The organism is Methylocaldum sp. (genome assembly GCF_035627495.1).
In the GTDB taxonomy this organism is placed as follows: domain Bacteria; phylum Pseudomonadota; class Gammaproteobacteria; order Methylococcales; family Methylococcaceae; genus Methylocaldum.
The window spans coordinates 42,813-67,834 of the sequence record NZ_DASPLO010000161.1; the positions used below are offsets into that span (position 1 = coordinate 42,813).

Sequence of the window (25,022 nt, forward strand, 5' to 3'; positions counted from 1 at the left end):
GGGATGACCTGGAATGGGCAATGACATCTATCCTTGCGGCTCGGGCGCGATGAGTTTGCTATAGTACCCGTGGCAATTTTCAGTACATTTGTTCCTGATGCTATTGCTAAGACATTGATTAACCTCCCTATGCGAGTGAAACGACTTATGGTCAAAAAGCTATCTGTATTTCTTTGCACCGTATTCGCTCTGAGCGGCTGCGCAACGTATACCGGATGGGAGCCGGTGGTGGATACCTATAACGATCCGAATGCGTATCGGCTACAGCAGGACCAGGCGGAATGCAAAATGCTGGCTCGCCAGGCGGGCAGCACCGGAACGGAGGCGGCGAAAGGGGTCGCTGCAGGCGCATTGTTGGGTGCCGCGGCGGGTGCCGCCATCGGCGCGGTAGCGGGCAATCCCGGCGGCGGTGCGGCGGTCGGCGCAGCCGCGGGCGGTATCGGCGGCGGTGCTCACACTGGTGTTTCGGGCGACGATCAATATAAGCGCGCTTACATCAACTGCCTCCGCAATCGGGGACACAGAGTCGTTAATTAGTAAGCCGATCGGTCTAAACACAAACAATCCCGCCGTTGTGCTCCGGGCACCGGCGGGATTGTTTTTTTGCGTTTGCCGCTATAAGGCGTAAACCTGTCCGAGAAGGTGCCACCATGTCGTCGTTGATTCATGCTCTCCGGGAAAGCGCCCGGCTTTATCCTGACCGGCCCGCGGTAATCCTCGGCTCCCAGATCATCGATCATGCCACTATGGGCGATCGATCGGATCGCATGGCGGCGGCTTTGGCGGCTCGAGGCGTGGCCAAAGGGGACCGGGTTGCGCTTTATTGTCCCAATTCGGCGGAATTTGCCATCGCCTACACCGGCATCGTGAAAGCCGGGGCGACCGTCGTTCCGATCAATCTGCTGCTGAACACGGAAGAGATCGGCTTCATTCTTAACGATTCCGGCGCCAAGGGCTTGATCTTTCATCAGGCCTTTTCGAAACAGACGGAATCCGTGCTTCAGGCGGCGCCAGGAATAGAGTTTCGCGTGTCCGTAGGCGGCGAGGCTGAAGGCGCCGTGGCGTTTGAAGCTTTTCTGGACTCGGATGCTCCGATACCGGAGATCGATTGCGATCCGCAAGAGGATCTTGTCGTCATTCTCTACACCTCGGGCACCACCGGGCGTCCCAAGGGGGCGATGCTGACCCATGGAAATCTGGTCGCCAATACCCGAAGTGTCCGCGAGGCCATGCATTGGCGTCCGGGCAAGGATGTCGTGCTATTGGTTTTGCCGATGTTCCATGCGTTCGCGGCCACCGTAGGCATGCTCACGCCCTTGACCAACGGCTGTGCGTTCGTTCCGCTGCCGCGATTCGAGCCCGATCAGGTCGCCGACGCCATCCACGCCAGTCGAGCCACGATTTTTCTGGGCGTACCCAGCATGTATACCGTATTGTTGCGCCTCAGGGACGAGCGTGTGCCGCTGCTTTCCTCCGTACGTTATTGCGTTTCCGGCGGCGCCGCGCTTCCGGTCGACGTGCTGCGGCGCTTCGAAGAAAAATTCAACATCAGGATCTACGAGGGCGACGGGCCGACCGAATGTTCGCCCGTGACCTGCGTAAACCCTATCGACGGCTTCATCAAACCGGGAACGGTGGGCTTGCCGGTACCGGGAGTCGAAATGAAAATCCTCGATGAGGATGGGCGCGAGTTGCCGTGCGGCGAGGTCGGCGAGATTGCCGTACGCGGTGCCAGCGTGATGAATGGATATTGGAAGCAACCGGAAGCGACTTCCGAAGTGTTCCGCGGCGAATGGTTTCTAACGGGTGACCTGGGGACGCGGGACGAAGACGGCTATTTCAGCATCGTCGATCGCAAGAAGGATCTGATCATCGTCAACGGCATGAATGTCTACCCTCGCATGATCGAGGAGGTGCTCTACCGCTTTCCGCCGATCCGCGAGGCGGCGGTGGTCGGCGAGCCGCATGATTTGCATGGCGAGATTCCGGTCGCGTATATCGCCAGCGATGAATCGAGGCCCACGACCGAAGCCGAAGTCCGCGCTTTTTGCCGGGAGCATCTCGGGCGCCACCAAGTTCCCCGTAAGATCGTCTTTCTCCCGGAATTGCCGAAAAATGGCGCGGGCAAGATCCTCAAGCGACAACTTCGGAAACACGGCGAAATCGAGCGCGGCGTGCAGGATCTCGAATAAAACCCGCCGAATTTCCCGGCAGCAGAGGTTTCTACCGCCTCACTGTTTTCTCCGCTCTTCCTCCTCGGCAAGCAGTTGTTTCAAGCGCTCCTCAATGACGGAGTTGAGATAAAAATTATCGCCGGCCGTTTTCTTGGCCAGACGAAGTTGGAGGATGGCGGCGCGGTTTTGTCCCGAAGCGTAATAAGACTCGGCTACGTAACGATGCGATTCGGCGTCGTTGCCGAGTTGGCTGTAGGCTTGCGCCATCAGGTTGTAGACCTCCGGCGTGGGTGGGTGACGGCGGGCGTACTCTTGCAGCAGTTTGCGCGCCTGTTGCGCTTTGCGAGTGGTGAGCAGGGCGCGAACATAGTTGAGTGTTAGCGCCCGGTTGTCCGGAAAGCGCTGTAGCGCCGTTTCATAAAGCTGGATCGCCCGAGGGTAGCTCTTGGTTTCCAGTTCGGCGGTGGCCAGCGCGTTGACGAAATGGGATTGATCGGGATACGCGTCCATGAGCTTTTGCAGGATGGGTTTTGCATCCCTCGCCCGCGTATTGGCGATCAAGGCCAAGGCTAACCCATAGGCGGAGACGTCCTGCTGCAGCTTAGTGCCCTGGCCGCTGACCGCCTTGAAATAATCCAGCGCGCTGCGGGGATTGGCGGCGGTTTGTACCCGAAGTTTGGCGCGGACGATTTGGTACGCGAAGGAATCGGGGTATTGCCGGTATGCAAACTGCTCCGCGCGTCCGCGCGTATCCGAGATACGGGATACCGTAACCGGGTGGGTCAGCAGGAATTCGGGCAATTGTCGGCCGGCAAAGCGGGTGGATTGCTGCATCCGTTCGAAGAACGTCGGCATGGCGCGCGGATCGAAGTCGGATTTCGATAAAATCTGCATGCCGACCCGGTCGGCTTCCGCCTCGTTGTCGCGGGTGAAATTGATTTGGTACTGAAGACTGGCGGCTTGTGCGGCGATCAAGGCCGCCTGACCTAACTGCCCGGATTTCGCGCCCAGCAGAACGGCCGCCAGCATGGCGGCGGCGGTGGGCAGCGATAAGCGTCCCGCGGCTTGAAATGTTTGAAGGAGATGCCGCTGGGTAACGTGGGCGATTTCGTGCGCCAGAACGGAGGCCAGTTCGCTTTCCGCTTCGGAGGTCAGAATCAGCCCGGAGTTGACGCCGATGTATCCGCCGGGTCCGGCGAAGGCGTTGATCGCGGGCTCGCCGACAACGAAGAAATGGAATGTCTGTGCTGGGGTGTCGCTGGAGGCTGCAAGCTTCTGGCCTATGGATTGGATATAGTCGTTGACTTCCGGATCCTGGCTGATGTCGAGCTGACTGTGCAATTTGCGGTAAAAGGCTTCGCCGAGTTCCCTTTCCTGCTGTGGCGTCATGAGCGTTCCCGTCGAGTCGCCGATGTCCGGCAACTCGATATTGTTTTGCGCGAGCGCGGGTTGCAGCGCCAACGAACCCAGGCTGAGAATGAGCAGAGATGCGAGCAGTTTGTCGAATTTCATGATGTATTTCTGCGCTGTACGCGGCGCGATCGCGGATGAATTCATGATCCTAGAAACGGTAGTCGCACACTTGGGCGCGTAGTGGCTTCACCCAAACGGTGAAGCGGGTAGAAGATAGGACAGTCTAGTCATCTAAGCGGTCAATTGCCGTTTCTAGGATGATGTGCGATTGCTCGATGAACCGGTTTCCGGAAGAGTGTTAGGAGATGAAATACGCCATTCAAGTCAACGCCGGACCTTTTTACTCTCAAGCGGCACATACGGCTTACCAGTTTATCAAAGCCGCGTTGGATAAAGATCACGAAATCGTACGCGTCTTCTTTTATCATGACGGTGTTCATAACGGCGTTCGCCATGTATTGCCCGCGGAGGACAGGCATTTGATTCCCGCATGGTCCGCCTTGGCCGGCGACTACGGGCTCGACCTGGTTCTTTGTATCTCGGCGGGCCAGCGGCGCGGCTTGCTGCCCTCGGACGAAACGGCACCAACGGATCGCGATGCCGCGGTGGTGGCGGACGGCTTCCGCGTCGGCGGTCTGGGGCAATGGGTGGAGGCCTGCTTGAAGGCCGACCGCGTGTTGGTTTTCGGTGACTGAACCGGTGCGTAAGAAGTTTCTATTCGTTATGCGCCGCGGACCAACCGGCGCAGTGAGGGTTCGGGAATCCTTGGACATGATCATGACCGCCGCCGCCTTCGACCAAACCGTGCGGCTTCTTATGCTCGATGACGGCGTTTTCCTCCTCAAACACGGTCAGCAGCCCCGAGCGAGCGGGCTGAAACCCGTTGCGCCGATGTTCGAGGCTTTAGCGTTGTACGATGTGGAGGACATTCTGGTGGAGCGGGAGTCTTTACAGGAGCGGCATTTGAACGCCGAAGATCTAGCCATACCGGTTCGTATCGTGGAACGGGGGGAAATCGCTGGATTGACGGCGGGACATGACATCGTGATCTCCTGCTAATGGCGACTTTACACCTGGTCAACCGCTCGCCTGGCGAAAGCCGTGCCCTGGAACACTGTCTCGCTCGGGCGGGAATGGGCGATGCGGTGCTGCTGATCGAGGATGCGGTTTATGCCGCCGTGAAAGGCGCGGGTTTTGAGGCTGTCACCCGGCCGGCTATGGGACAATTGAGGTTTTATGCCTTGGGACCAGACCTAGAAGCTCGCGGGGTACAGACATCCGAAATTGCCGAGGGAATTCGCGTTGTCGATTATGTCGGATTCGTCGATTTGACCGCCGACTACCAGCCTATTCAATCCTGGTTTTAAGCCATGATCGAAGTGGACGGCGTAAGCTTGGAAACGACCGAAAGCGGATTTCTGGCCGATGCGAACGCATGGAACGAGCATGTCGCCGCCGTTCTGGCGGCAAGCATACCCATCGCGTTGACCGAGGCGCACTGGGAGATCGTGCGGTTCATCCGGGGCTACTATTTTAAATTCCATCATCTTCCCAACACCCGCATGTTCGTCAAAGCGGTGCAGAAGGAATTCGGAGACGAAAAAGGCACGTCCCGCTACCTGCATCGGCTGTTCCCCGAGAGTCCCCTCAAATACGCGTGCCTCATCGCAGGTTTACCCAAGCCGCCGGGGTGTATTTAAGGTGGGCAGGGTGGGCACCGCCCCACCCCTGCCGTTAACGATCCCAAGTGTCGGGATCGAATCCGCGCCCCGGAACGGATCGGGAACACCGATTCGGCCATTACTTTGACGGCCGATTCCCGTGGCGATGCTGGCCGATGGCGGGCATGAAAGGCTGGGTCATCTCGGCCCGCTCGCTGCGCTGACGACGCCCGGCGCCATGACGGCGCGCCGTTTCAGCCTATCTCGGATACCCGCTGCAACCGCCACGCCCGCCATACCAGGCAAATGCCCACCAGCACCGCGGGAATGCTGAGCCATTGGCCCATGGTAATCGCCCAGCCGGACTCGAAAACGGCCTGGCCTTCCTTGAAGAATTCCAGGACGAAGCGGGCGCCGAACACCAGGATGAAAAAGCGCCCGAACATATAACCCGCCGGCACTCTATTCCCGTGTCTGAGATAAAAACGGAACTGGACCAGGAAAATCAATAGGTAACAGAAAGCCTCGTAGAGTTGCGCCGGATGGCGCGGTAGGGAATCGACGCGGGCGAAGATCACCGCCCAGGGAACATCGGCGGGGTGACCGAGAATTTCCGAATTGAAGAAATTGCCGATGCGGATCAGACAGCCGGACAAGGGCACGGTCACGCCGATGCGATCGCATACCCAGAAGAAGGATTGATCGGTCGCCCGGCGGGAATACATCCAGACCCCGACCAGAATACCCACCACCGCGCCGTGGCTGGCCAGCCCGCCTTCCCATACGGCGAGGATTTTCCACGGATGTGTCAGATAAAACACCGGATTGTAGAGCAGTACATGGCCCAGACGCGCCCCGATCACGGTCCCGGCGAGGACGAACAGCACCAGGTCGTAAACCTCGTCCTCCGGCCGCCCCTCCCGCCGAAACATGTAGCGGAACACGAGCATTCCATAGACAAACGTGGCGGCGAAGAAAAGCCCGTACCAGTAGACGGGAAGATGGAAAGAGCCTATGGAAACGGTGAAGGCGACGGGAGAAATATCCCACAGCATGGCGAAAATATCCCTCGGTGGTTGCGGTTGATGAAATACTCTCTGACCGGCGGACGGTCCAGATAGGAAAATTTCTTCTGCTCGGCACGCTTTGTCAATGAGAGCGTTTTCACGTCTGGCGAAAGAAAGCTGTCGAAACGGGGGGCGGTCCGATCAGCATTGGCGGCATGAGGACCGGTTAGCGTTCCTGGCGTCGCCCGGCCCGGCGCATCAGTAGGGTCTGGTCGGTCTCGCCCGCGGCGGTGCGGATCGCCATTTCGTCCGCCGTCCGGCCGATTCCCTTGAGCCCCATCGAATCAGAGCCCGTCGGCGGTTCCCGGTTTCTCCTTTTCCACGTACTACCTCATCTTTCGTTCCCTCTCCATAGTTGACTGCACCTCGGCGCGAGTGCATCCTCCAGCTAGCATGAACGACGAAGCCCATTGAAATTTCTATTGTTTCACGGGCTTCGGGATGCGACGAAGAGCGGACCTTGAACTTAGAACAGGGCAATCGCTCTATCAGTGAAGCGTCGTAGGTGGGCGTACCCGGTCCCCTCTCGTCTTTGGGACAAATTCGCCGGGAGCAGAATGGGACGAACGACGTTCGCCCGGAGGGGGCAGACCCAGGACGGTCTGCGCCAATTGGATCGCACGGAGTGCGTCCGCAGGATGACGGGCAGGCGTGTCCGGCAATATTGGGTGAGACTATCAAGACAGGACTTCGACCTTTTGAAATACAACATGCTCACTGTCTGCCATGGCTGAACAGTACCGTCGGGGTGATCACGTGCAGCATCCGGTTGCCATCTTTTGCGGAGAATGACCATGCGCGTCGTTGTGCCCCTTCGACGGTGCTCAGGACAGGCTTGCCGGCCGATCCGCCAACCGCACACTCGGGCATATTCAACTGCCCTTTCTAGGGTGAAAGGGAAGGTGTTTTCTCGAATATGGCTCGGACCATGGGGCGTACGCGTTGCGCTCGTGCTGGCCTTGATCGTTTCAGGTCTGCCCGGCTCCGCCCGGGCTGAGCCGGGCCGTCCTCTCATCGTTGGCGCGGAGATCGACTTCCCGCCCTATGTCGATGTCGATGCGCAGGGCCAGCCGACTGGTTTCGCCGTCGAACTCTTCGCCGCAGTTGCCGCGGCGATGGACATTCCCATCACGTTCCATCCAGACCGATGGGACATCGTCTGGCAAGATCTGAAAGCGGGCAAGCTCGATGCTCTGCCGCTGGTCGCTCGGATGGACGAACGTGAAGGACAGGTGGAATTCACTCAACCGCACACCATCGGCTATGACAGCTTCTTCGTCCGCAAGGAGCACCCGCCCATTAACTCCATCGGGCAGGCCCGCGCCCTGAGCATCATCGTCCTGCGCTCGGATGCTGCTCACCACGCCCTTGTTGGCCGCGGTTTCACCCATCAGTTGGTGATCGTCGACAGCCTGGCCGACGGCTTTCGCCTGCTGGCTTCGGGACAGCATGACGCGGTGCTGGCGCCGCGCTTGCAGGGAAACATGCTGGTGGAAATGGCTGGCCTAAGCGAGGTCATCGAAGCCGGTCCGCTGCTCAAGGATTACCGGCGGGAGTTCTGCTTCGCCGTACGCAAGGGCGACACCGAACTGCGCGACCGCCTCGACCAGGGCCTAGCCATCGTCAAGGCGAGCGGGGAATACGACCGTCTCTACAGAAAATGGCTCGGCATCTACGAGACCCCGACCTTCCCGGTTAAGTATGCAGTCTGGGGCGCAGGGGCTATTGCCGTCCTGCTGGCACTCCTGGGGCTGTGGACCTGGCAGTTGCGCCGGCAGGTGGCGCGACGCACCGCCGAACTGGCCCAGGCCGTCGCGGCCGTGCAGGCGGAACGTCAGCGGCTGCATGACGTGCTGCAGGGGCTTCCCGTTTACGTGATGTTGCTGTCGCAGGATTATCAGGTGGTCTTCGCCAACCGCTTCTTCGAAGAGCGCTACGGCAAGGCCCACAGTCGGCGCTGCTACCAATACCTGTTCAACCGCAGCGAGCCATGCGAGGTATGCGAGACCTTCAAGGTACTGAAGACCGACGCGGCAGTCGATTGGGACTGGACCGGCCCGGACGGCCGTGACTACAAGATTCACGACTATCCCTTCGCCGACAGTGACGGCTCTCCGATGATCATGGAGGTAGGCATCGATGTCACCGAGATGAATCGGGCCAAGCAGGCGCTACGCGAAGCCAATGCGTCATTGGAACGGCGCGTAACCGAGCGCACGGCCGAATTGGAAGCGGCGCGATGGGAAGCGGAGGAAGCGCGCGACCTGCTGCGGGTGACCATGGACAACGCGCCGGCCCTGATGTCCTACATCGACACCGACTGCCGATACCGTCGCGTCAACAAGGCTTATGAGCAGTGGTTCGGCCACAGCAGTGAACAGGTGTATGGGCGTCACATCCGGGGGGTCCTCGGCGAGGCGGCTTGGCTAACCCTCGCCCCCTATGTCGAGAGAGCTCTGGCGGGAGAGCGGGTCGCTTTCGAAATTCCAGTACCCTACGCCGAAGGCGATACGCGCTGGATTCACGCGACCTATTCCCCCGACCGCGACGCCGAGGGGTGGGTCCGGGGATTTGTGGCACACGTGCTCGACATCACCGAGCGCAAACACGCCGAAGAGGAGCTGCGCAAAGCCGACCGGCGCAAGGACGAATTCCTGGCCATGCTGGCCCACGAACTGCGCAATCCCCTGGCGCCGATCAGCAACGCCGTTCAAATCATGCGCAGACTAGGGACCTTAGATCCCAAGCTGCAGTGGACGCGGGATGTGATCGATCGGCAGGTGGAACATTTGACCCGACTGGTGGACGACCTCCTGGATGTCTCCCGGATCAGCCGCGGCAAGATCGAACTCAAGAACGAACCGCTTTCTCTGGCGGACATCGTGCAGCGGGCGGTGGAGACCAGCCGGCCGCTGATCGATGCCCGCCGGCACCAATTCACCGCGCATTTTCCGCCGGAACCGGTGCGCGTCGAAGGCGACCTGGTCCGGTTGGCGCAGGTGGTGTCGAACTTGCTCAACAACGCCGCCAAGTACACCGACGAGGGCGGGCAGATCGAATTGACAGTCGAACCATCCGATGGCGATGTCGTCATCCGGGTCCGCGATAGCGGCCGCGGCATTGATCCCACGGCACTGTCGGACCTGTTCGATTTGTTCTATCAGGTGGACCGCACTATCGACCGGGCCGAAGGTGGCCTGGGGATTGGCCTCTCACTGGTCAAACGCCTGGTGGCGATGCACGGCGGTGAGGTGCGGGCTTTCAGCGAAGGCCGCGGCAGGGGCAGCGAGTTCGTCATCCGCCTTCCGCGCTTGCCGGACCATCCGACCGTTCATTCCCCGTTCTGTCCAAATCGGAGCCGGCAAACGGCGGATTCCGGATCCTAAGGAAGCTCTGATCAAGTTGATTCCGTTCATGGTTCGACAAGCTCACCACGAACGGAATCAATACGTTACCGTTCGTCCTGAGCATATCGAAGGACTTAATCAGAGCTTCCCTAACGGCGGACGACAACCCGTATGCTTTTCGCCAAATTGATCCTGGGCATCATCGCCGAGATGGCCGTCTTCGGTGGCTTGTTATTTCTACCGGCGGGGACGCTGGATTGGCCGCACGCGTGGTTGTTCCTGGCCGTGATCTTCTTGGGAACGGTGTGGTCGATTGCGAGTCTCTATCCGGGCAACACGGGGTTGCTCGAGGAGCGCCTCAAGTCTCCCATTCAGGAAGGACAGCCGCTGGCGGATCGGATTGTGTTGCTTCTGTTTCTCGCCGCGTTCTACGGCGTGCTGGCTTTTATTCCCTTGGACGTGTTCCGGTTTCACCTCATGGGCAAACCCGGGATAATCGTAGCGTCTTTCGGGCTGGTTCTGTTCATCACGGGTTGGTGGATCATTACCCTGGCCCTCCGGGAGAACCCGTTCGCGGCGCCGGTGGTCAGGCATCAGAAAGAACGGCGCCAAACCGTCATCGACACCGGCGTGTACGGCGTCGTGCGCCATCCCATGTTCACGGGCGCCATACCCCTGCTGGTCGGCATGCCTTTGTGGCTGGAATCGTATGCCGCCGCCGTGATGGCCGGCATTCCGATCGGTCTGCTCGTTCTGCGAATCCGGATCGAGGAAGCGTTCCTGAGGCGGGAGCTGAAGGGTTACCAGGCCTATACGGAAAGAGTTCGGTTCAGGTTGGTCCCGTTTCTCTGGTAAGCCGGGGAGAATCATGCCAAGCAAATTAATAAACCAAATCTAATCCCCGTTTGCCCTTCGGTACGATTGTGATCCGGGAAGGGTTTTCCGGACGGTGATTCTTATCGAGGTACCGTCCAACACCGATGATGGTGTTGGGTGGGATAATGTTGTAGCGATCGACGATGGTCCGGCGCAGCTTTGAACCCCGGCCGATGATGGTGTAATCCATGATGATGCACTCGTCGATATCGGCGTCCGGCTCGACGACCACTTCGCGCCGAATTACGGAGCGGTTGATCCTGGCGCCCTGGATGATAGTGCCCGCACCGAGAATGCTGTTCCGGATTTCGCCATCGATGATCCGGGTGTCCGGTCCGAGATAATTATCGGAGTAAATCGGCCAGCTCGGATTGAAAATTTCAAAGCGCGGCTCCAGTCCCAGCATATCCATATGGGCCGCGTAATAGGCTTCGATGGTGCCGACATCGCGCCAATAAGGCTGCTCTTCATACGGTTTGATCCCCGGAACCTGATTCAAGGTGAAATCGTAAACGTACACCCGGTGAGTGCGGATCAGCCGCGGCAGGACATCCCGCCCGAAATCCTGTTCGCTGCGTGGCTGAATGGCTCTAAGAGCGTCGATCAGTACCTCGGTGCTGAAGATGTAGTTGCCCATGGAGGCCAGAGCACGATGGGGATCGCTGGGCATCGGCTTCGGCCGTGCCGGCTTTTCCTGAAATTCCATCACCCGGCCGGCGTGGTCGGGACGGATAACGCCAAAGGCGGAGCACTGCTCCAGCGGCATGGGCAAAGCGGCGATGGTGACATCGGCGTTTTGATCGAGATGAAAGCGGACCATTTGATTGATGTCCATGCGGTAGACGTGATCGGACCCGAACACCGCCACCACATCGGGACGGTGATGATCGATCAGCCCCAGGTTCTGGTGGACCGCATCGGCGGTGCTTTGGAACCAGTCCGGACCGTCGCGCATCTGGGGAGGCACGACCGTGACAAAATGTCCGGCAATCAAATGGGACACCGACCAGGCCCTGCGCACATGCTCGATCAACGATTGAGACTTGTACTGGACGAGCAGGTAGATTGAATGGATTTCGGAATTGACCAGGTTACTGAGCACGAAATCCACGATTCGATAACGTCCGCCGAACGGCACCGCCGGCTTCGACCGTTCAGCCGTGAGCGGAAGGAGGCGGGTGCCCTCACCGCCAGCCAAAACCACGGCCAGGACCTTGGGGATCGCCATTGTGAACCTCTGCTGTCTTGGTGGGACAGCCGGATTGGTGAAATGAACATAGTTTGCTTTCCCGCTTTCCATGGCAATACGGGCGATTACTGAGGGCGAAATCGCGCTTCACGCGACAATGAGCTTCAAGGTTCTGCTGTTGTTCTCATTGCCACTGATTCGCTGATTTTACTCAGATTGTGTTTTTATTCCGTTTTGTCGCGCCGAGCACCGTATGTTTCGGCGGAAATAACCCGTAGGGCCGCTTTAGAGCGTTTTTCATCACGGTTTAGCGGCGTGGACTGGGTCGCTTGACCCACATGCGGGTTTTTTGGCCCAAAATGTAGGCCGGATTAAGCGAAGCGTATCCGGCGCTTTCGTCCGTCGAGCGCCGGGAACGGCTGGCGCCCCTTCGACGGGGCTCAGGACAGGCTTATCCCGGCCTACCATCCGTGATCGGAGCAGTCGTAGGTCGGCTATCCTGTGCCGAAGACTCCTTGGATGAGGGAAGTATTGAACACGGATTTAGGCTGGATCTTGTCGGCTATTTCCGCCACGATGCGGCACTTCGTAAATACGGCGCTTTTGGCACGGCTCAGCCAGGCCATGCTCAAGGAACGCTTTAACCGGTACAGGACTCCAAGGCCAAGTCTTCTGCCGATCCAATAATATCCCGAGGTGTCAACGCGATGTCCATGTTCAGGTTTCTGCCCGGAATCCTCGTCGTGCAAGTGGCGACGGTCGGTCTGGTGATGGCGGCGAGAAGCGCTTCCGCCGAGGCGAACTGGCTTCCCCTCGGCTTACTTGCCCTTATCATTACGGTCCTGATCGCCTTATGGTTCGGGTCCATCGCCGATCACGTGAAGAAAGATGCGCTGGCCGATGCCCGGAATAGCTTTGCCCGCGAGCGCGAGAACCTTCTGGTTGCCGCCGAAACCGACAAACGGGCGACGCTCGAGGAGACCCATCAGCGACTTGTCCGGGAAGTGAGCCGCGCCCAGCGCAGAGCCAACGTCAAACTGGGCTTCGGACTCTTCGGTCTCCTGAGTATCGGGGCGATTCTGCTGGCCATCGAGTTTGTGACGGTGGGCTTGCTGACCTTCGCCACCGCCGGCGGTGCGGTAGCGGGTTATCTAATTCGCAGCCGGCAGGAATCCCTGGCGTATCAGAAGAAGACTGCCCCGAGTGCGGCGCCGCAGCTTGAGCGCGTGATCGAAGCGAAGCCCGCAAAATCCGCGTCGCGCCGCCTTGTTCGCCATCGGCGCCGGGATGAAGGGTTTGATGAGCGCTAGAGGGGTTGCGGGAGCGGGCTTTAGCCCGCGATTTTGCGCAGCCCCCCGGTCGCGGGCTAAAGCCCGCTCCCGCAGAGCCATGCGCCACTTTACCGTAGACGCGACAGTGGCTGCGCTACATGCATCATCTCCGCTACACTCGATCTCCGATCGATGGGCGTTTGCACCGGATCACGATTGTTTTCTTAACGATGGGCGCAGTTTTTCCTTGCCGGATCGCTCCCGTCACCATATCGAGAATTTCATTCATCTGCCGTTCATCGCCTAAAGCGACTTCGTCATACCCCCGCGTCCCGCAGAGGTCGCCGGCCTTCCTATAGCAACTATCTTTCGCGAGACCTTGCTCTTCGCAGGTGATCTGATACGCCGGCTCGCCGCTGGCCAAATAAATGGACCTTGCGGTCGGCTTCGACATCGAGTGGGCGCAACCCATCAGTCCGGAAACGAAGCACACCATACCCAGCCGCTTTTTCATGGATTTGCGCCCTCGTGCTAAGCCTCGATGTCTTTTGGATTCGGCTGGCGGGCGAAATGTTCTCGGGTAGGCCCCGATCGCCCGGCCGTGTTTCACTCGGGGCTTTGAGCTGTTTTCGCCTCGATGTATCTCCGGTGCGCTTCCAGATACGTCGTTTTCACCATTTTACGCGCCGCCGACAGGGGCTCGAAGCCTTGCGAGAAACCGGCCACGACCGGATCGATTGTCAGCCGCGCCGTGCTGACCAGATGCAGGATCAGATCCATGGGGTCCTCGTCGCCGACAGCGATACGGATGGTGGTCCGCGAGATGCCGCAGTCGCGCAGCGCTTGTTCGTCCAGCTCCGAATGCGTCGTCAGGGCCGGGCATGCCACGATCGTGTTGCTCTGACCGAGGCTGATCATATGGCCGAAGGTCGGCGAGAGGTTGTCGAAGAATCTCTGAAAGGCATCCGGCGGCAGATCGCCCATATCCACGGTGAACAGCGGCGCGGGCAATCCGACTGCCATGGTCTTTTTCATGATTTCGCTGTTCGGATCGCCGGGAAGTGCGTTGCAGTGAACCGTAATGTTCGGATGGGCGGCCAAAAACTGCGCGAGTATCTGCGTGTTGATGCACTTCTTCAGCATGCGCACGTCGAGGGTGCGCAGGCCCTGGAGCACGTCGAAAGCCGCGTCGGCGTTGAGGAATGTGCCTTTGACGTAATACACGTTCCAGAACAGCGTCTCGTTCCAATGAACGCCGTTCATCGTTTCGCCCTTGGGAATGAACATGTCCTCGTTGCGCCCGATGACGACGCCGGCGATGACCGATCCGCTGCCGGAGAGATCTTTCGTGTAGCTGTGGATGACGAAATCCGGGCGCTCCGTGGGATCTTCCCGCTGCAGCGGTGTGTGGAGGAAGGGCGTGCCGACAGTCGCGTCGAGAATGACGCGCAGGCCGAGCCGATGCGCTTCCCGGCAGATCGCGGGCACGTCCAAGACATACCCATGCGGGTTGCAGGGCGATTCGAGGTAGACGTAGGCTTGCCGGCCGGCCGCGAAGCGGTCGCCGTACCGGCTGAGGGCGTGTTGCCAGCCGTTCAGAAAATCGGCGACGGTGTAGCCGTCGAAGGTCTCGACGGCAATGTCCAGATTGGCGGGTTTGGCGAACCAGTCGTGAATGAGCTGATGGGTCCCGCCGTAGATATTACGGCTGGCGATCAGGATGTCGCCGCGCCCCAGGACATGCGACAGCATTCCGTCGATGGCGGCCATCCCGCTGTTGAAGTTCCAGGCGAAATATTCGCGGGCGTAGGGGCCGGCCTCGAGATCGACGATGTGGTTGGCTAATGCGACCGAGGTCGGATTGAGCAGCCGCGAGTAGATTTCCAGCAGCAGTTCCTTGCCCTGGAAGGCATCTTCGATCCACTCGGCGCACGCATAGATATACGTCGCTGTGCGCGTGATGACCGGATTGGCGGAGAAGATCGCCGCGACGTTGTCGAAGACGCTGTAGGGGCCCTTGCTGGTGATCGTCGCGGCGCTGTAATTCAGGCTCTGATAACTGCGGCGATTCGGGTTCTGCAAGGTATCGAGCAGCTTCGCCAGTTGAAACGAGAGGAATTTCTTGGCGTTGAAATAGGCGATCCGGTCGGAGCGATCCAGGCTCTGAATGCTCTGCGCCGTCTCGACCCACAACCGGTCGATGTCGGCGTAGCTCTCGTACATTCGGCGCGATACACGCGCCAGCGTTTCGCCGAAAGCCGTATTGGGGTCGATGCCGAAATGGGCGAGCTGTTCGTTAACCAGTTCATCGATCGAGCGGGCCGCCGTGGATTTCCGCCGCGGCGAGAGGGCGCGCAGATGATCGATATTCTCCGGCGCATCGCTCGGTTGCGTTAGCCCAGACAGTTCCGGAGGCAGGTCTAATTTAATGCTGTTCATAAATCCGGCTCTCTTCCTATGAATCAACCTTAGCCAATCATTAGACCTAATAAATGGCCTCTGTTGCCGATCCGCTCACGTAGAGTACTGTTGTCCGCGCTCTTCTGAGCCGGAATGGCGTGTTCCGGGACCTTTATCCGTAAGTATCCGATCTTACGAGGCCGTCCAACATTAGTGTATAAACGAATATGGAACCAACATGAGTGAGGGAATACCATGAAAAGATCCATCTTAATCGCGGCCGTTATCGGCGCTGTGGTCCTTGAATCCGGAATGGCGGTCGCTAAAGAAAAGCCGTTGAACAAGAGCAAAGTGCCCCAGGCGGTGTTCACGGCATTTCAAAAAGCCCATCCGAATGCCAAAAACATCAAGTACGAAGAAGAAACGGTCGATGGGGAGGCGGCTTATGAAATCGACTTCACCGATGACGGCCAAAAAATCGACGAAGTGTACCGTGCTGACGGCACGCTCGTGGAAACCGAGCGAACTATTAAGACCAGCGAGTTACCTGAGCCGGTCATGCAAACGGTAAAGCAGCGTTATCCAAAAGCCAAGGTGGATGAGGTATTCGAGGTCAGCAATACGGATGGAAAAGTAATCGGCTATGAGGTCCAAATTAAAGAGGGTAAGCGCGAAAGAGAGGTTGAGCTCGACCTTAATGGAAATATCCAGGAAAGCGATGTAAAGCCCAAACAGCGCTAAGGCGTTTATTGGATCAAGATTTTGAACGTCCGGACGATCGAGCCGAACCGTTCTTTAAAGCGGAAATCCTGTTTCGATATCCTAACCCAAAGGCGAGAGGGGACCGGGTACATCAAAAGCGAGGCTGGGCTAAGGCACGAAATCCGGCTTTGCGAGCCGTAGTGGCAGGGTTTCCGCGAAGCTACAACCGGCCTAGATTTCAAACTGATGGCGAGGCGTTTCGCCGCTGCCCGATGAACTTTTCAGACAGCGCTCAAATCTCATCCTTCCATATAATGGCGCGTAAGAGCTGTTTGGAAACCGTGATGAGCGGCCCTTCGACAGGCTCAGAACAGGAGGCGGTCGGCGTGGAGGATACACGGCGTGCTTGAAGAGGCCGAGCACCGCCCGCACTAGGGGATCATGCCCGCGGAGTAGGGTTCTAAACAGCTTCCAAGGCTTATCCGTTGATCGTCGCCATGTAACCCCACATACCGTATGCACAACCTGAGTTTGCTCGAAAACATCGCCGCTACATTGAGCTTGGCCTTTCTAGGAGGGCTGTTCGTTCAACGCATCGGCCTGCCTACCATCGTGGGTTATTTATTGGTGGGCGTCGTCATCGGCCCCTTTACACCGGGGTATTTTGCCGATGCCGAAACCATCAACCAGTTGGCCGAGTTGGGCATCGTCTTCCTGATGTTCGGCGTCGGCCTGCATTTTTCCTTTGCCGATCTGTGGAAAGTGCGCGATATCGCCATTGTGGGAACGCTGGGGCAAATGCTGACCATGCTGGCCCTGGGCTTCGGCCTGAGCCAGTACTGGGGCTGGACGCCGATATCCGGGCTGGTGCTGGGGCTGGTGCTGTCCATCGCGAGCACCATCGTCATGCTGCGCGGATTCATGGACCGCGGCTGGCTCAATACCCCGGACGGGCAAGTCGCGGTCGGTTGGCGCGTCATGGAAGACATCGCCACCGTCCTGATGATCATGATCATGCCCAACCTGGCCGATACCGGAAAGCCCGTGGATTGGCACACCCTCGGCCTCGCCCTGCTGTCTGCCCTGGGCTTCCTAGTGTTAATGCTGTTCGTGGGGAAACGCTTCATTCCCTGGCTGCTGCTGCGGGTGGCCCACACCCGCTCGCGCGAGCTTTTCATTCTGGCGGTCCTGGCCATCTCCCTGGGGATCGCCTTGGGTGCGTCGCAGTTGTTCGGCGTTTCGTTGGCTCTGGGCGCTTTCGTCGCAGGGGCGGTGGTCAGCGAATCGCCTCTCAGTCATCGCATCGCGTCCGACCTCCTGCCGTTCCGGGAAGCCTTTTCCGTCCTGTTCTTCGTGTCCATCGGCATGCTCCTGGATCCGGGCTTTCTGTTGGAGCACCTCGAACCGGTCCTGATCCTCACCAGTCTGGTGGTTTTCGGGAAGTTCATCGTCTCCGGGCTCTGGGTCTTGCCGTTCCCCCGTCCGGCCAGTACCGCCCTGGTCGTGGCGGCGGGCTCCTGCCAGATTGGCGAATTTTCCTTCATTCTGGATCAGACCGGACTGCGTCTTGGGTTTCTGAACGAGGGGCAACATTCGACGATTCTGGCGGCCGCATTGCTATCCATCATCGTTAATCCGCTCATGCTGCATGCGGTCGATCCACTGCAGCGCAGTTTGCGGGCCATCCGGCCATTATGGCGATGGCTGAATCGGCACGGATCGACGCAAACCCCCGTGGAGGATTCCGTGGCCGATCATGTGGTGGTCGTGGGCTACGGACGGGTCGGCTCGCACATCGTAGACGTCATGGGCGAACTGGGGATTCCCTATTTAGTGATCGATTCCCGCATCCATCGGATAGAACGGTTGTCGAAACGGGGCGTTCCAACGCTCTTGGGCGACACGGCCAATTCGGACGTTCTTCTCCATGCGGCGCTGGACCGCGCTCGCCTGCTCGTGATTACCTTGCCCGAAGAGGCCGCTACCCAGTTGACGGTTGCAGCCGCCGGAGACATTGCCCCGGACCTCCCGATCATTGCCCGGGCCGCCACGCGGGCCGGCGTAAAGCGGCTTTCCGAGTTGGGCGCACAACTTGTGATTCATCCGGAATTGGAAGGCAGCTTGCAGGTGGTCCGCCACACGCTGCTGCAACTGGGCTTTCCCTTGCATGAAGTCCGGCGTTACGCGGACACGGTGCGCCGCGAGCATTACGATGCTCTGGTCAAGGCGCAGGGGGAGCATGCACTGCTGAGGGATCTGCTCGACGCTCACGAATTGATCGACATCGCCTGGCGAAAAATACCCTTGGATAGTTCCATCGCCGGGCAGACGGTGGGCGAGGCCGCGTTCCGAGCCCGAACCGGCGCGACTCTGGTGGCCATCAAGCGCAAGAACGAACTCCTGGTGAACCCGTCCACCCATACTCAATTACTACCAGGGGATCGCATCGGCCTGCTCGGAAATCCGGAACAGGTGGAGACCCTGGAGCGTTTGCTGGCCGTGCCCAATGCTGGCGAGGGCTGAACCGGCTGTACGCATCCGCCTGGCCATGTGCGGCGGATTCCGGCCATGAAGGCCAAGCATTCTTGCCCGGTCGGTCGGCGATGCTTACTTGCGCCAGTAGGCGGGGGTGAACAGGACCAATGCGGTGAACACCTCGATCCGACCGAGAAACATGGCCAACGTGCAAATCCATGTCTGAGAATCGGTTAACGCGCTGTAATTGGTGGCGGGCCCCACTTCCCCTAATCCGGGACCGGCATTGTTGATGCACGCAATAATGGCGGAGAATGACGATAGGAAATCCAGGCCGCTGATGACGAGCAGTAAGGTCAGAATGACGATGCTCATGAAATAAACAAAGATGAATCCGAGCACCGATAGGACGATCGGCGACCGAATGACCATATTGCCGAGTTTGAGCGGATTGACAGCAGTGGGGTGCGTCAGCAGAAACATCTGGAGCTGGCTTTGTTTGACCAAAATCAGGGTTCGTATCATCTTAATGCCGCCGCCGGTGGATCCGGTGCACGCGGCGATGCAACTCACGAAGAGCATCCACAGCGGGGCAAAGATCGGCCACTGGTTGAAGTCGACACTGGCATAGCCGCAGTCGGTAGCAATGGATACCAGATTAAAGCTGGCATGACGGAGGGCAGTCCAATAATCCGAATAGGTTCCCGATTGCCAAAGATAAAGGGCGATGCCCAAGCAACTGCTTAGAACCAGCACCAGATAAGGCATTGCCTCAATATCATGTTTGTAGGGGCTAAAGCTCTTGCTGCGGATGGCTAAGAAATGAGTGGCGAAGTTCATGCCCGCAATGAGCATGAATATGATCAGTACCGTTTCGATTTCCGGTGAGTTGAAATAGCCGATACTGGCGTCGTGTGTTGAAAACCCCCCTAGTCCCATGGCGGAGAAAGCATGACAGATGGCGTCAAACCAGCTCATTCCGGCTTGCTTCAGGGCGAGAATACACGCGGCTGTGATCCCGGCATACACCAGCCACAGATTCTTGGCTGTCTCGGTGATGCGAGGCGTCAGCTTGGTATCCTTCATCGGTCCCGGTGTTTCGGCCATAAACAGCTGGCGGCCACCTACGCCGAGAACGGGGAGAATCGCCACCGCCAATACAATAATTCCCATGCCGCCCAGCCAGTTGAGTTCATGTCGCCATAAATTAATGGCAGGCGGTAGTTGATCCAGTCCTACCAGGACCGTCGCTCCGGTGGTGGAGAGTCCGGACATGGCTTCGAAGTAAGCATCGGTAAAGGATAAATCTCTTAGGTAAGATATTAAGGGAAACGTCGAGAACGCGGCCATTCCCGTCCAAGCGAGCACCACCAACAAGAATCCTTCCTTGGCTTTCAATTCGCGCTGAAATTTCCTCGTTGTGCTCCACAAAAATCCGCCCGCCCCGAATGTGAGCAGCATATCCTCCATGAAAAGTGTCCCCGTACCGTCCCGGTAGATGAGCGACGTCACAATAGGCAGCGCGTAGGTGATGCTGAAAACCATTAGCATCAGCCCGAAAACCCTGACGAGCGACAGAAATCTAATCATTGTGAGATGGCTTTTGTTCTTAAAGTTAACGCACAGGCAAAAACGCCAGACGGTAGCAAAAAGCTTTTGCGATGGCCAATGGGGGGTACATTATTTTTTCTACATCGACTTCGTGTATTTTTGGTGTCCACAAGCAAGCGTGATCACCCCGTTTTCTCCACAACGATGGCCAAAACTAAGCGTGAAAAGCAGCATTCCGAACTTGTAAAGACGAAAGAGAACGGCATCGCCGTATCTGTCGTTAAAGTCACAAAGAGTCGATCTCGGCATACGACATCTCGCTACCGGTAACCGATTAGTATAGGGCTTCCGGAGCTTACGGGCTCGTTAGAAATAGCGAGCGTTGACCCAGAAATGCACGGCGATGCTGGCGAAATAGCCGAGCAGGATCACCGGGAACCAGCGCAGGTGATAGCCGAAGGTGTAAGTGCCCTTGATCTGTCCGAGCAGCCCTACGCCGGGGGCGGAGCCGATCGCCAGGAGGCTGCCGCCGACCCCCAAGGTCAGCGTCAGCAGCAGCCATTGGCCCAAGGGGATATCGGGGTGCATGCTCAGCACCGCGAACATCAGGGTTCCGTTATCGACGAAAGCCGAAGACAGCCCGATCAAGATGTTCGCCAGGGTCGGGTTGATCTGCCCGAACAGGGTTTGGGCGATGGCGTCCAGGTAGCCGACGAACCCCAAAGCGCCGATCATCATCATCGCTCCGTAGAAGAACAGCAGCGTGTCCCATTCCAGGTTGCCGATCTTCTGGAAAATGTCGTACTCCCGATCGTCCAGCCAGTCGGCTGGCCGCGGTTCGCCCAACCGGTCGGAGCCGTCCGCTTCCAGGGCCGTCCGCGACAGGTAAAAACTGAAGAACTGCAACAAGGCCAGCCCTGCCATCATGCCGGCGGCGGGTGGCAGCTTCAGAAACACATCGGAACAGACGGTGATGATCAGGGTGATGGCAAAGAGAGCCACGATTCGTTTGCTGCCCCGCCGGAGGACGATTTGCCGCTGCAAAACCGGGGGCGTTTCTTTCGGGACGAAAAAGTGCATGACCGCAGCCGGCACCAGGAAGTTGACCAGGCAGGGCAGCGCCAGGGAGAGAAAGTCCTGGAAGGCCACGACGGCTGCCTGCCAGACGAACAGAGTCGAGATGCCGCCCAGAGGACTGAAGGAACCGCCAGCATTGGTAGCCACGACGATGTTGACGCAGGACAGGGCCACGAACTGGGGTTTGCTCTTGCCCACGGCCGCCGCGACCGCGCCCATCAGCAGGCCGACCGCGAGGCCGCTGACCGCGGTCGAAATGACAAAGGCCAGCCCGCCCGTAATCCAGAACAGTTGCCGATAGCTATAGCCCCGGTTCAGCAGCCAGATGCGGAGTCCATCGAAGATGCCGCGATCCTCCATGGCGTTCAGATACGTCATGGACACCAGGATGAACAACAGGAGTTCGGCATAGGCGAGCAGGTTGCTCTCGAATGCCTTCACGGCGATCTCGGCTTCCCCCTGCATCGCGTAATGGATGCAGACTGCGAACCAGACGAGAGCCGCCCCCAGAACCATGGGCTTCGATTTCCGGAGTTCGATCACCTCCTCGGACATCGCGGTGACGTAAGCCAGAACCGTGATGGCGACGGCGAGATAACCGATGAGGTGTCGGGTCAGGTCCAGCGGCGTTGGCGGGATAACGCCGGTTTCCTCCGCGGCCAGGGCCAAGCCGGGCAAAGCGGTGAGCACAATCAAAAGCCAATTCATTTTCATGGTATTGCGTCTAAGCCGCTGGAAGGTTGACGACAAGGTAGGTACCCCGCTTGTTTGCATGTCTTTCCCGATTTCCCGAACCGCACGGGCAGGGGCCGGGTTTTGCCTCCCGCGCCGGATCATCGATCAATCTTCGTCGCACAGGCGGTATCCCACGCCGGCTTCCGTCAGGAGATAACGGGGTCGCGCCGGGTCTGCTTCCAATTTGTGCCGAAGCTGCCCCATGTAAATCCGGACGTAGTGGCTGTGCTCGATCTGGGCCGGGCCCCACACCTCGTTCAGCAACTGCCGGTGGGTGACCACCAGCCCCGCATGCGCGATCAAAGCGGTCAGCAAGCGGTATTCGATGGGCGTGAGATGGATTTCGCGCTCCGCGAGAAATACTTTTCGCCGGGTCAGTTCGACCTTTAGCTCCCCCACTTGAAATATATCGCGGGGCGGCCCCCACGGCCGCTGGAGGGCACGCCGCAGCAGCGCCCGGATGCGTGCCACGAGTTCCGCCGTGCTGAAGGGTTTGGTCAGGTAATCGTCCGCTCCGACGTCTAGCGCTTGGGTGATATCGGTCTCGTGATTTCGGGCCGATAGAATGATGAGGGGGATTTGGGTGCGTTTCCTTAGCCGCTCGACCACTTCCACGCCGTCCATGTCCGGCAAGCCCCAAGTCGAGAATCACGAGATCCGGTTTGGCGCTTCGGGCCGAAGCCAAACCGTCGGTTCCGGTTTTGGCCGTGACGACCGTCCAACCGTGGCCGCTCAAACAGGTGCCGAGAAACATCCGCAAGTGCGGATCGTCCTCGATTACCAATATGACAGGGCGGGTTTCCGTCATGGCAGGGATAGAGCCTCGTTTTCCGGCTCGATATGCGGCGGCGTTTCCGTGAGCGGCAGGTCCAGCCGAAAGGCGGCTCCTCCGCCGTTGCGAGATTCCGCGCGAATCCGGCCGCCATGCGCGTTGACAATTGCCCGGCAAATGGCGAGGCCGAGTCCGGCGCCACTCTGAGGCGCTTCCGGGTGAATCCTGAAAAACTTCTCGAAGATCTGGTGCCTGAATTTTTCCGGAATACCGGGGCCCCGATCGGCGATAGAGAGGGTCAGCAATTCCGGAGACAGTTCCACCGTAATCTCGATGGGGCTGGTCTCCGGGGTGTATTTGACAGCGTTCTCCAGAAGATTGACCAAGACTTGTTGCATGAGCACCGCATCGACATAGACCAGCGTCAAGCCATCGTCCAGATCGACGGCGACCGGCCGGTCGCCGAGCCGCTTCCGCATTCGGCGCAGGGCGCTGCCGATGATTTCCTCCAGCGCGTACCACTGCCGGTTGAGAACGACCTTCCCGGCTTCGAGCCGAGCCATGTCCAGAATCTTATGGGTGAGATCGGACATCCGCTGGGCATCCTCATGGATCGCCCGGATGAGCTTTCGGCGGTGCTCGGCATCCAGCTGCCCGTCATCTTCGACCAGAGTTCCCGAAGCCCCGACGAGGGTCGAAAGCGGGGTGCGGAGATCGTGGGAAATGGCGCTCAGCAGCGAATTCCTTAGGGTCTCCGCCTCCATTCGGATAGCTGTGCAGCGGGCTTGTTCGGTGGCCCGAACCCGCTCCAGGGACTGGACGATCTGATGGAGAAAGATGTTCAAAAGCGTCCGTTCTTCCGTCGAAAGACTCCGGCTGGCCGGGGGCGCCATGACCAATACGCCCAGGGTTCGTTCGGAGCCGACCAGGGGCCAATACATCAAGGTTTCTCCGGAGCGCGGATCCGTTCCGATGTCGAGCGGCTGTCCCTGTTCGAATACCCGTTGCGCCGCGGCGGGATCCGCGTCCGGCATGCAATTCAGCAAGGAATCGTCTTCCGGGTCGTGCAAGCGGCCCTGAGAGTCCGGAAAGAGCAGGGTGTTCGCGCTGCCGAATTCCGCGTGGATATGTCTGATCCCGGCTGCGATTACTTCCGCCTCCTGACGGGTGCCGGCGAGTTCCTTGCTCAGCCGATACAGCGTGGAGGCGCGCCGTTCCCGCTGCGCCGCCACCGCGGCCTGTGATCGAAGCGCCTCCATCAGGCTGCTGGTCACGATCGCGACGACCAGCATGACGGCGAGGCCGATCAGATGTTCCGTGTTCGATACGGCAAAGGAAAAAATCGGGGGTGCGAAGAAAAAGGCAAAGGTCCCGGCACTGTGGAGGGACGCCAGAATCGAAGGTCCCCGGCCGAACCGGATTGCCACGAAAAACACGCCCAGCAAGTAGATCATCAGGATATTCGCCGGGCCGATCTGGGTACGCAGCGGCCAGTTGATCAGGGTGCAAAGCAGAGGGCCTGCGATGCTCCAAAGATAACCCAGTACCAATCGGCGGCTCGGTTGCGAGGGGACGGTGTCGGAAAACGGCGTTTTTGCGGTGGATATGATGGTCAAGGGGGGATCGGAGGATTGAGAAATGGCCGACGGCCTCTCATCATGGGTTATGTTTGCGGCCGAAGGTGCCCAGCATACCTCGTGACGGCTTAATCGCCGGCGTTTACGGGAGTGTTTCAATTACGCGCCAAAATAGGCTTTTGGATCTAAAGACGTTATAAATTTTGAACCGACAAAAAGAAAACTCTTTGTTTCGATATAGGAAGCATTGCCTCAACAAGTGAACTGGAGGCGGGCATCAGTCAAACGCAGGTCGAACTCGGCGGCGCGGAAGCCATGATTCACGGTACGCACGTTGCCGATCGTCCGTGCGTGCGCCAGGCGGCGAGTGCTCCCAAACGCGCCATTCAGCCCGGCGACGAAGCCCATCCCGACATGCCGCATCTGGCCGTCGTGCCCCTGGGTGAACTGTGGGTGGATGCCAACTTTCTCGAGGACGAGCTGACTCGCGTAAAACCGGGTTCCGGTGCGCATCGGCCTGAATCCGGAGGAGCTGCAACAGCATCCGCTGCGGCTAGGATTGTCGATGATCGCCCGCATCGATACCGGCCGGCCCGGACGCTCACAACCCGTCGACTATCCACAGATTCCGTGGACAACCTTGTGGATAAGTATGGGGATGAATCGGGCGGCACCCGATGGTTCCGAGCTTTAGGTTAGCCTGGACAGGTTTTTTTCAGCCTTCGGGCTTTGGGT

22 protein-coding genes and 1 pseudogene are annotated in these 25,022 nt (G+C 58.9%); 12 read left to right on the top strand and 11 right to left on the bottom strand.

Annotation, left to right across the window (positions count from 1 at the left end; all coding sequences use genetic code 11):
• Positions 1 to 147 precede the first annotated feature (147 nt).
• Positions 148 to 537, top strand: coding sequence for a glycine zipper family protein (locus VEB01_RS14275; RefSeq protein ID WP_324876531.1), 390 nt, complete (start codon positions 148 to 150; stop codon positions 535 to 537).
• 113 nt (positions 538 to 650) lie between these two features.
• The gene (locus VEB01_RS14280) at positions 651 to 2,192 is read left to right on the top strand and encodes a long-chain-fatty-acid--CoA ligase (protein ID WP_324876533.1); all 1,542 of its coding nucleotides are present in this window, start codon (positions 651 to 653) and stop codon (positions 2,190 to 2,192) included.
• A 39-nt stretch (positions 2,193 to 2,231) separates the two neighbouring features.
• On the opposite strand, the gene VEB01_RS14285 is transcribed toward VEB01_RS14280, so the two are convergent.
• On the bottom strand, positions 2,232 to 3,686 hold the full coding sequence (locus VEB01_RS14285) for a beta-barrel assembly-enhancing protease (protein ID WP_324876534.1): 1,455 nt from the start codon (positions 3,684 to 3,686) through the stop codon (positions 2,232 to 2,234).
• 206 nt (positions 3,687 to 3,892) lie between these two features.
• Between VEB01_RS14285 and tusD the strand changes: the two genes are divergently transcribed.
• The 4 genes from tusD to VEB01_RS14305 are packed head-to-tail and all read left to right on the top strand — an operon-like array spanning position 3,893 to position 5,287.
• Complete coding sequence (gene tusD, locus VEB01_RS14290; protein ID WP_324876536.1) at positions 3,893 to 4,282, top strand: sulfurtransferase complex subunit TusD; 390 nt, start codon at positions 3,893 to 3,895, stop codon at positions 4,280 to 4,282.
• A gap of 4 nt (positions 4,283 to 4,286) precedes the next feature.
• Positions 4,287 to 4,646, top strand: a complete 360-nt coding sequence (gene tusC, locus VEB01_RS14295) for a sulfurtransferase complex subunit TusC (protein WP_324876538.1) — start codon at positions 4,287 to 4,289, stop codon at positions 4,644 to 4,646.
• Complete coding sequence (tusB, locus tag VEB01_RS14300) at positions 4,646 to 4,954, top strand: sulfurtransferase complex subunit TusB (RefSeq protein ID WP_324876540.1); 309 nt, start codon at positions 4,646 to 4,648, stop codon at positions 4,952 to 4,954. The genes tusC and tusB overlap by 1 nt, the downstream gene beginning before the upstream one ends.
• A gap of 3 nt (positions 4,955 to 4,957) precedes the next feature.
• Positions 4,958 to 5,287: a TusE/DsrC/DsvC family sulfur relay protein gene (locus VEB01_RS14305; protein ID WP_324876542.1), complete on the top strand. Its 330-nt coding sequence runs from the start codon at positions 4,958 to 4,960 to the stop codon at positions 5,285 to 5,287.
• A 215-nt stretch (positions 5,288 to 5,502) separates the two neighbouring features.
• Here the strand turns inward: VEB01_RS14305 and lgt are convergent, their stop codons facing one another.
• Positions 5,503 to 6,303, bottom strand: a complete 801-nt coding sequence (gene lgt, locus VEB01_RS14310; RefSeq protein ID WP_324876544.1) for a prolipoprotein diacylglyceryl transferase — start codon at positions 6,301 to 6,303, stop codon at positions 5,503 to 5,505.
• Positions 6,304 to 7,217: 914 nt separating this feature from the next.
• Between lgt and VEB01_RS14315 the strand changes: the two genes are divergently transcribed.
• Positions 7,218 to 9,701: a transporter substrate-binding domain-containing protein gene (locus tag VEB01_RS14315; protein WP_324876546.1), complete on the top strand. Its 2,484-nt coding sequence runs from the start codon at positions 7,218 to 7,220 to the stop codon at positions 9,699 to 9,701.
• Positions 9,702 to 9,833: 132 nt separating this feature from the next.
• Positions 9,834 to 10,517: a methyltransferase family protein gene (locus tag VEB01_RS14320; RefSeq protein WP_324876548.1), complete on the top strand. Its 684-nt coding sequence runs from the start codon at positions 9,834 to 9,836 to the stop codon at positions 10,515 to 10,517.
• A 25-nt stretch (positions 10,518 to 10,542) separates the two neighbouring features.
• Here VEB01_RS14320 and glgC read toward each other — a convergent pair whose 3' ends face one another.
• Entirely contained in the window at positions 10,543 to 11,766 is a 1,224-nt protein-coding gene (glgC, locus tag VEB01_RS14325) for a glucose-1-phosphate adenylyltransferase (protein WP_324876550.1), read from the bottom strand.
• 674 nt (positions 11,767 to 12,440) lie between these two features.
• On the opposite strand from glgC, the gene VEB01_RS14330 reads away from it, so the two are divergent.
• A complete protein-coding gene (locus tag VEB01_RS14330) occupies positions 12,441 to 13,037 on the top strand; it encodes a hypothetical protein (protein WP_324876552.1) in 597 nt (198 codons plus the stop codon).
• A gap of 133 nt (positions 13,038 to 13,170) precedes the next feature.
• Here VEB01_RS14330 and VEB01_RS14335 read toward each other — a convergent pair whose 3' ends face one another.
• Together VEB01_RS14335 and VEB01_RS14340 are read right to left on the bottom strand one after the other, a co-directional pair.
• Complete coding sequence (locus VEB01_RS14335; protein ID WP_324876554.1) at positions 13,171 to 13,512, bottom strand: hypothetical protein; 342 nt, start codon at positions 13,510 to 13,512, stop codon at positions 13,171 to 13,173.
• A 92-nt stretch (positions 13,513 to 13,604) separates the two neighbouring features.
• Entirely contained in the window at positions 13,605 to 15,437 is a 1,833-nt protein-coding gene (locus VEB01_RS14340) for a trans-sulfuration enzyme family protein (RefSeq protein WP_324876556.1), read from the bottom strand.
• 216 nt (positions 15,438 to 15,653) lie between these two features.
• Between VEB01_RS14340 and VEB01_RS14345 the strand changes: the two genes are divergently transcribed.
• Positions 15,654 to 16,139, top strand: a complete 486-nt coding sequence (locus VEB01_RS14345) for a PepSY-like domain-containing protein (RefSeq protein ID WP_324876558.1) — start codon at positions 15,654 to 15,656, stop codon at positions 16,137 to 16,139.
• A gap of 477 nt (positions 16,140 to 16,616) precedes the next feature.
• Positions 16,617 to 18,623 carry a monovalent cation:proton antiporter family protein gene (locus VEB01_RS14350; protein WP_324876560.1) on the top strand — a complete coding sequence of 669 codons (2,007 nt, stop codon included), beginning with the start codon at positions 16,617 to 16,619 and terminating at the stop codon, positions 18,621 to 18,623.
• 84 nt (positions 18,624 to 18,707) lie between these two features.
• Here VEB01_RS14350 and VEB01_RS14355 read toward each other — a convergent pair whose 3' ends face one another.
• The 6 genes and pseudogenes from VEB01_RS14355 to VEB01_RS14380 all read right to left on the bottom strand — a co-directional run bounded on the left by VEB01_RS14355 (position 18,708) and on the right by VEB01_RS14380 (position 24,800).
• Entirely contained in the window at positions 18,708 to 20,165 is a 1,458-nt protein-coding gene (locus VEB01_RS14355) for a TrkH family potassium uptake protein (protein WP_324876562.1), read from the bottom strand.
• A gap of 327 nt (positions 20,166 to 20,492) precedes the next feature.
• Entirely contained in the window at positions 20,493 to 21,917 is a 1,425-nt protein-coding gene (gene nhaD / locus VEB01_RS14360; RefSeq protein ID WP_324876564.1) for a sodium:proton antiporter NhaD, read from the bottom strand.
• Between the two features lie 126 nt (positions 21,918 to 22,043).
• A complete protein-coding gene (locus VEB01_RS14365; RefSeq protein WP_324876566.1) occupies positions 22,044 to 22,562 on the bottom strand; it encodes a winged helix-turn-helix domain-containing protein in 519 nt (172 codons plus the stop codon).
• Positions 22,563 to 22,623: 61 nt separating this feature from the next.
• Positions 22,624 to 22,746: pseudogene (locus VEB01_RS14370) on the bottom strand (DNA-binding response regulator); the annotation flags it as partial.
• A complete protein-coding gene (locus tag VEB01_RS14375; RefSeq protein WP_324876567.1) occupies positions 22,743 to 24,326 on the bottom strand; it encodes a DUF4118 domain-containing protein in 1,584 nt (527 codons plus the stop codon). The gene VEB01_RS14375 and the pseudogene VEB01_RS14370, both read right to left, overlap by 4 nt.
• A 213-nt stretch (positions 24,327 to 24,539) precedes the next feature.
• Complete coding sequence (locus VEB01_RS14380) at positions 24,540 to 24,800, bottom strand: hypothetical protein (RefSeq protein WP_324876568.1); 261 nt, start codon at positions 24,798 to 24,800, stop codon at positions 24,540 to 24,542.
• Here VEB01_RS14380 and VEB01_RS14385 point away from each other — a divergent pair.
• Positions 24,793 to 24,981: a hypothetical protein gene (locus VEB01_RS14385; RefSeq protein ID WP_324876569.1), complete on the top strand. Its 189-nt coding sequence runs from the start codon at positions 24,793 to 24,795 to the stop codon at positions 24,979 to 24,981. The genes VEB01_RS14380 and VEB01_RS14385 overlap by 8 nt on opposite strands.
• Positions 24,982 to 25,022: the final 41 nt, after the last annotated feature.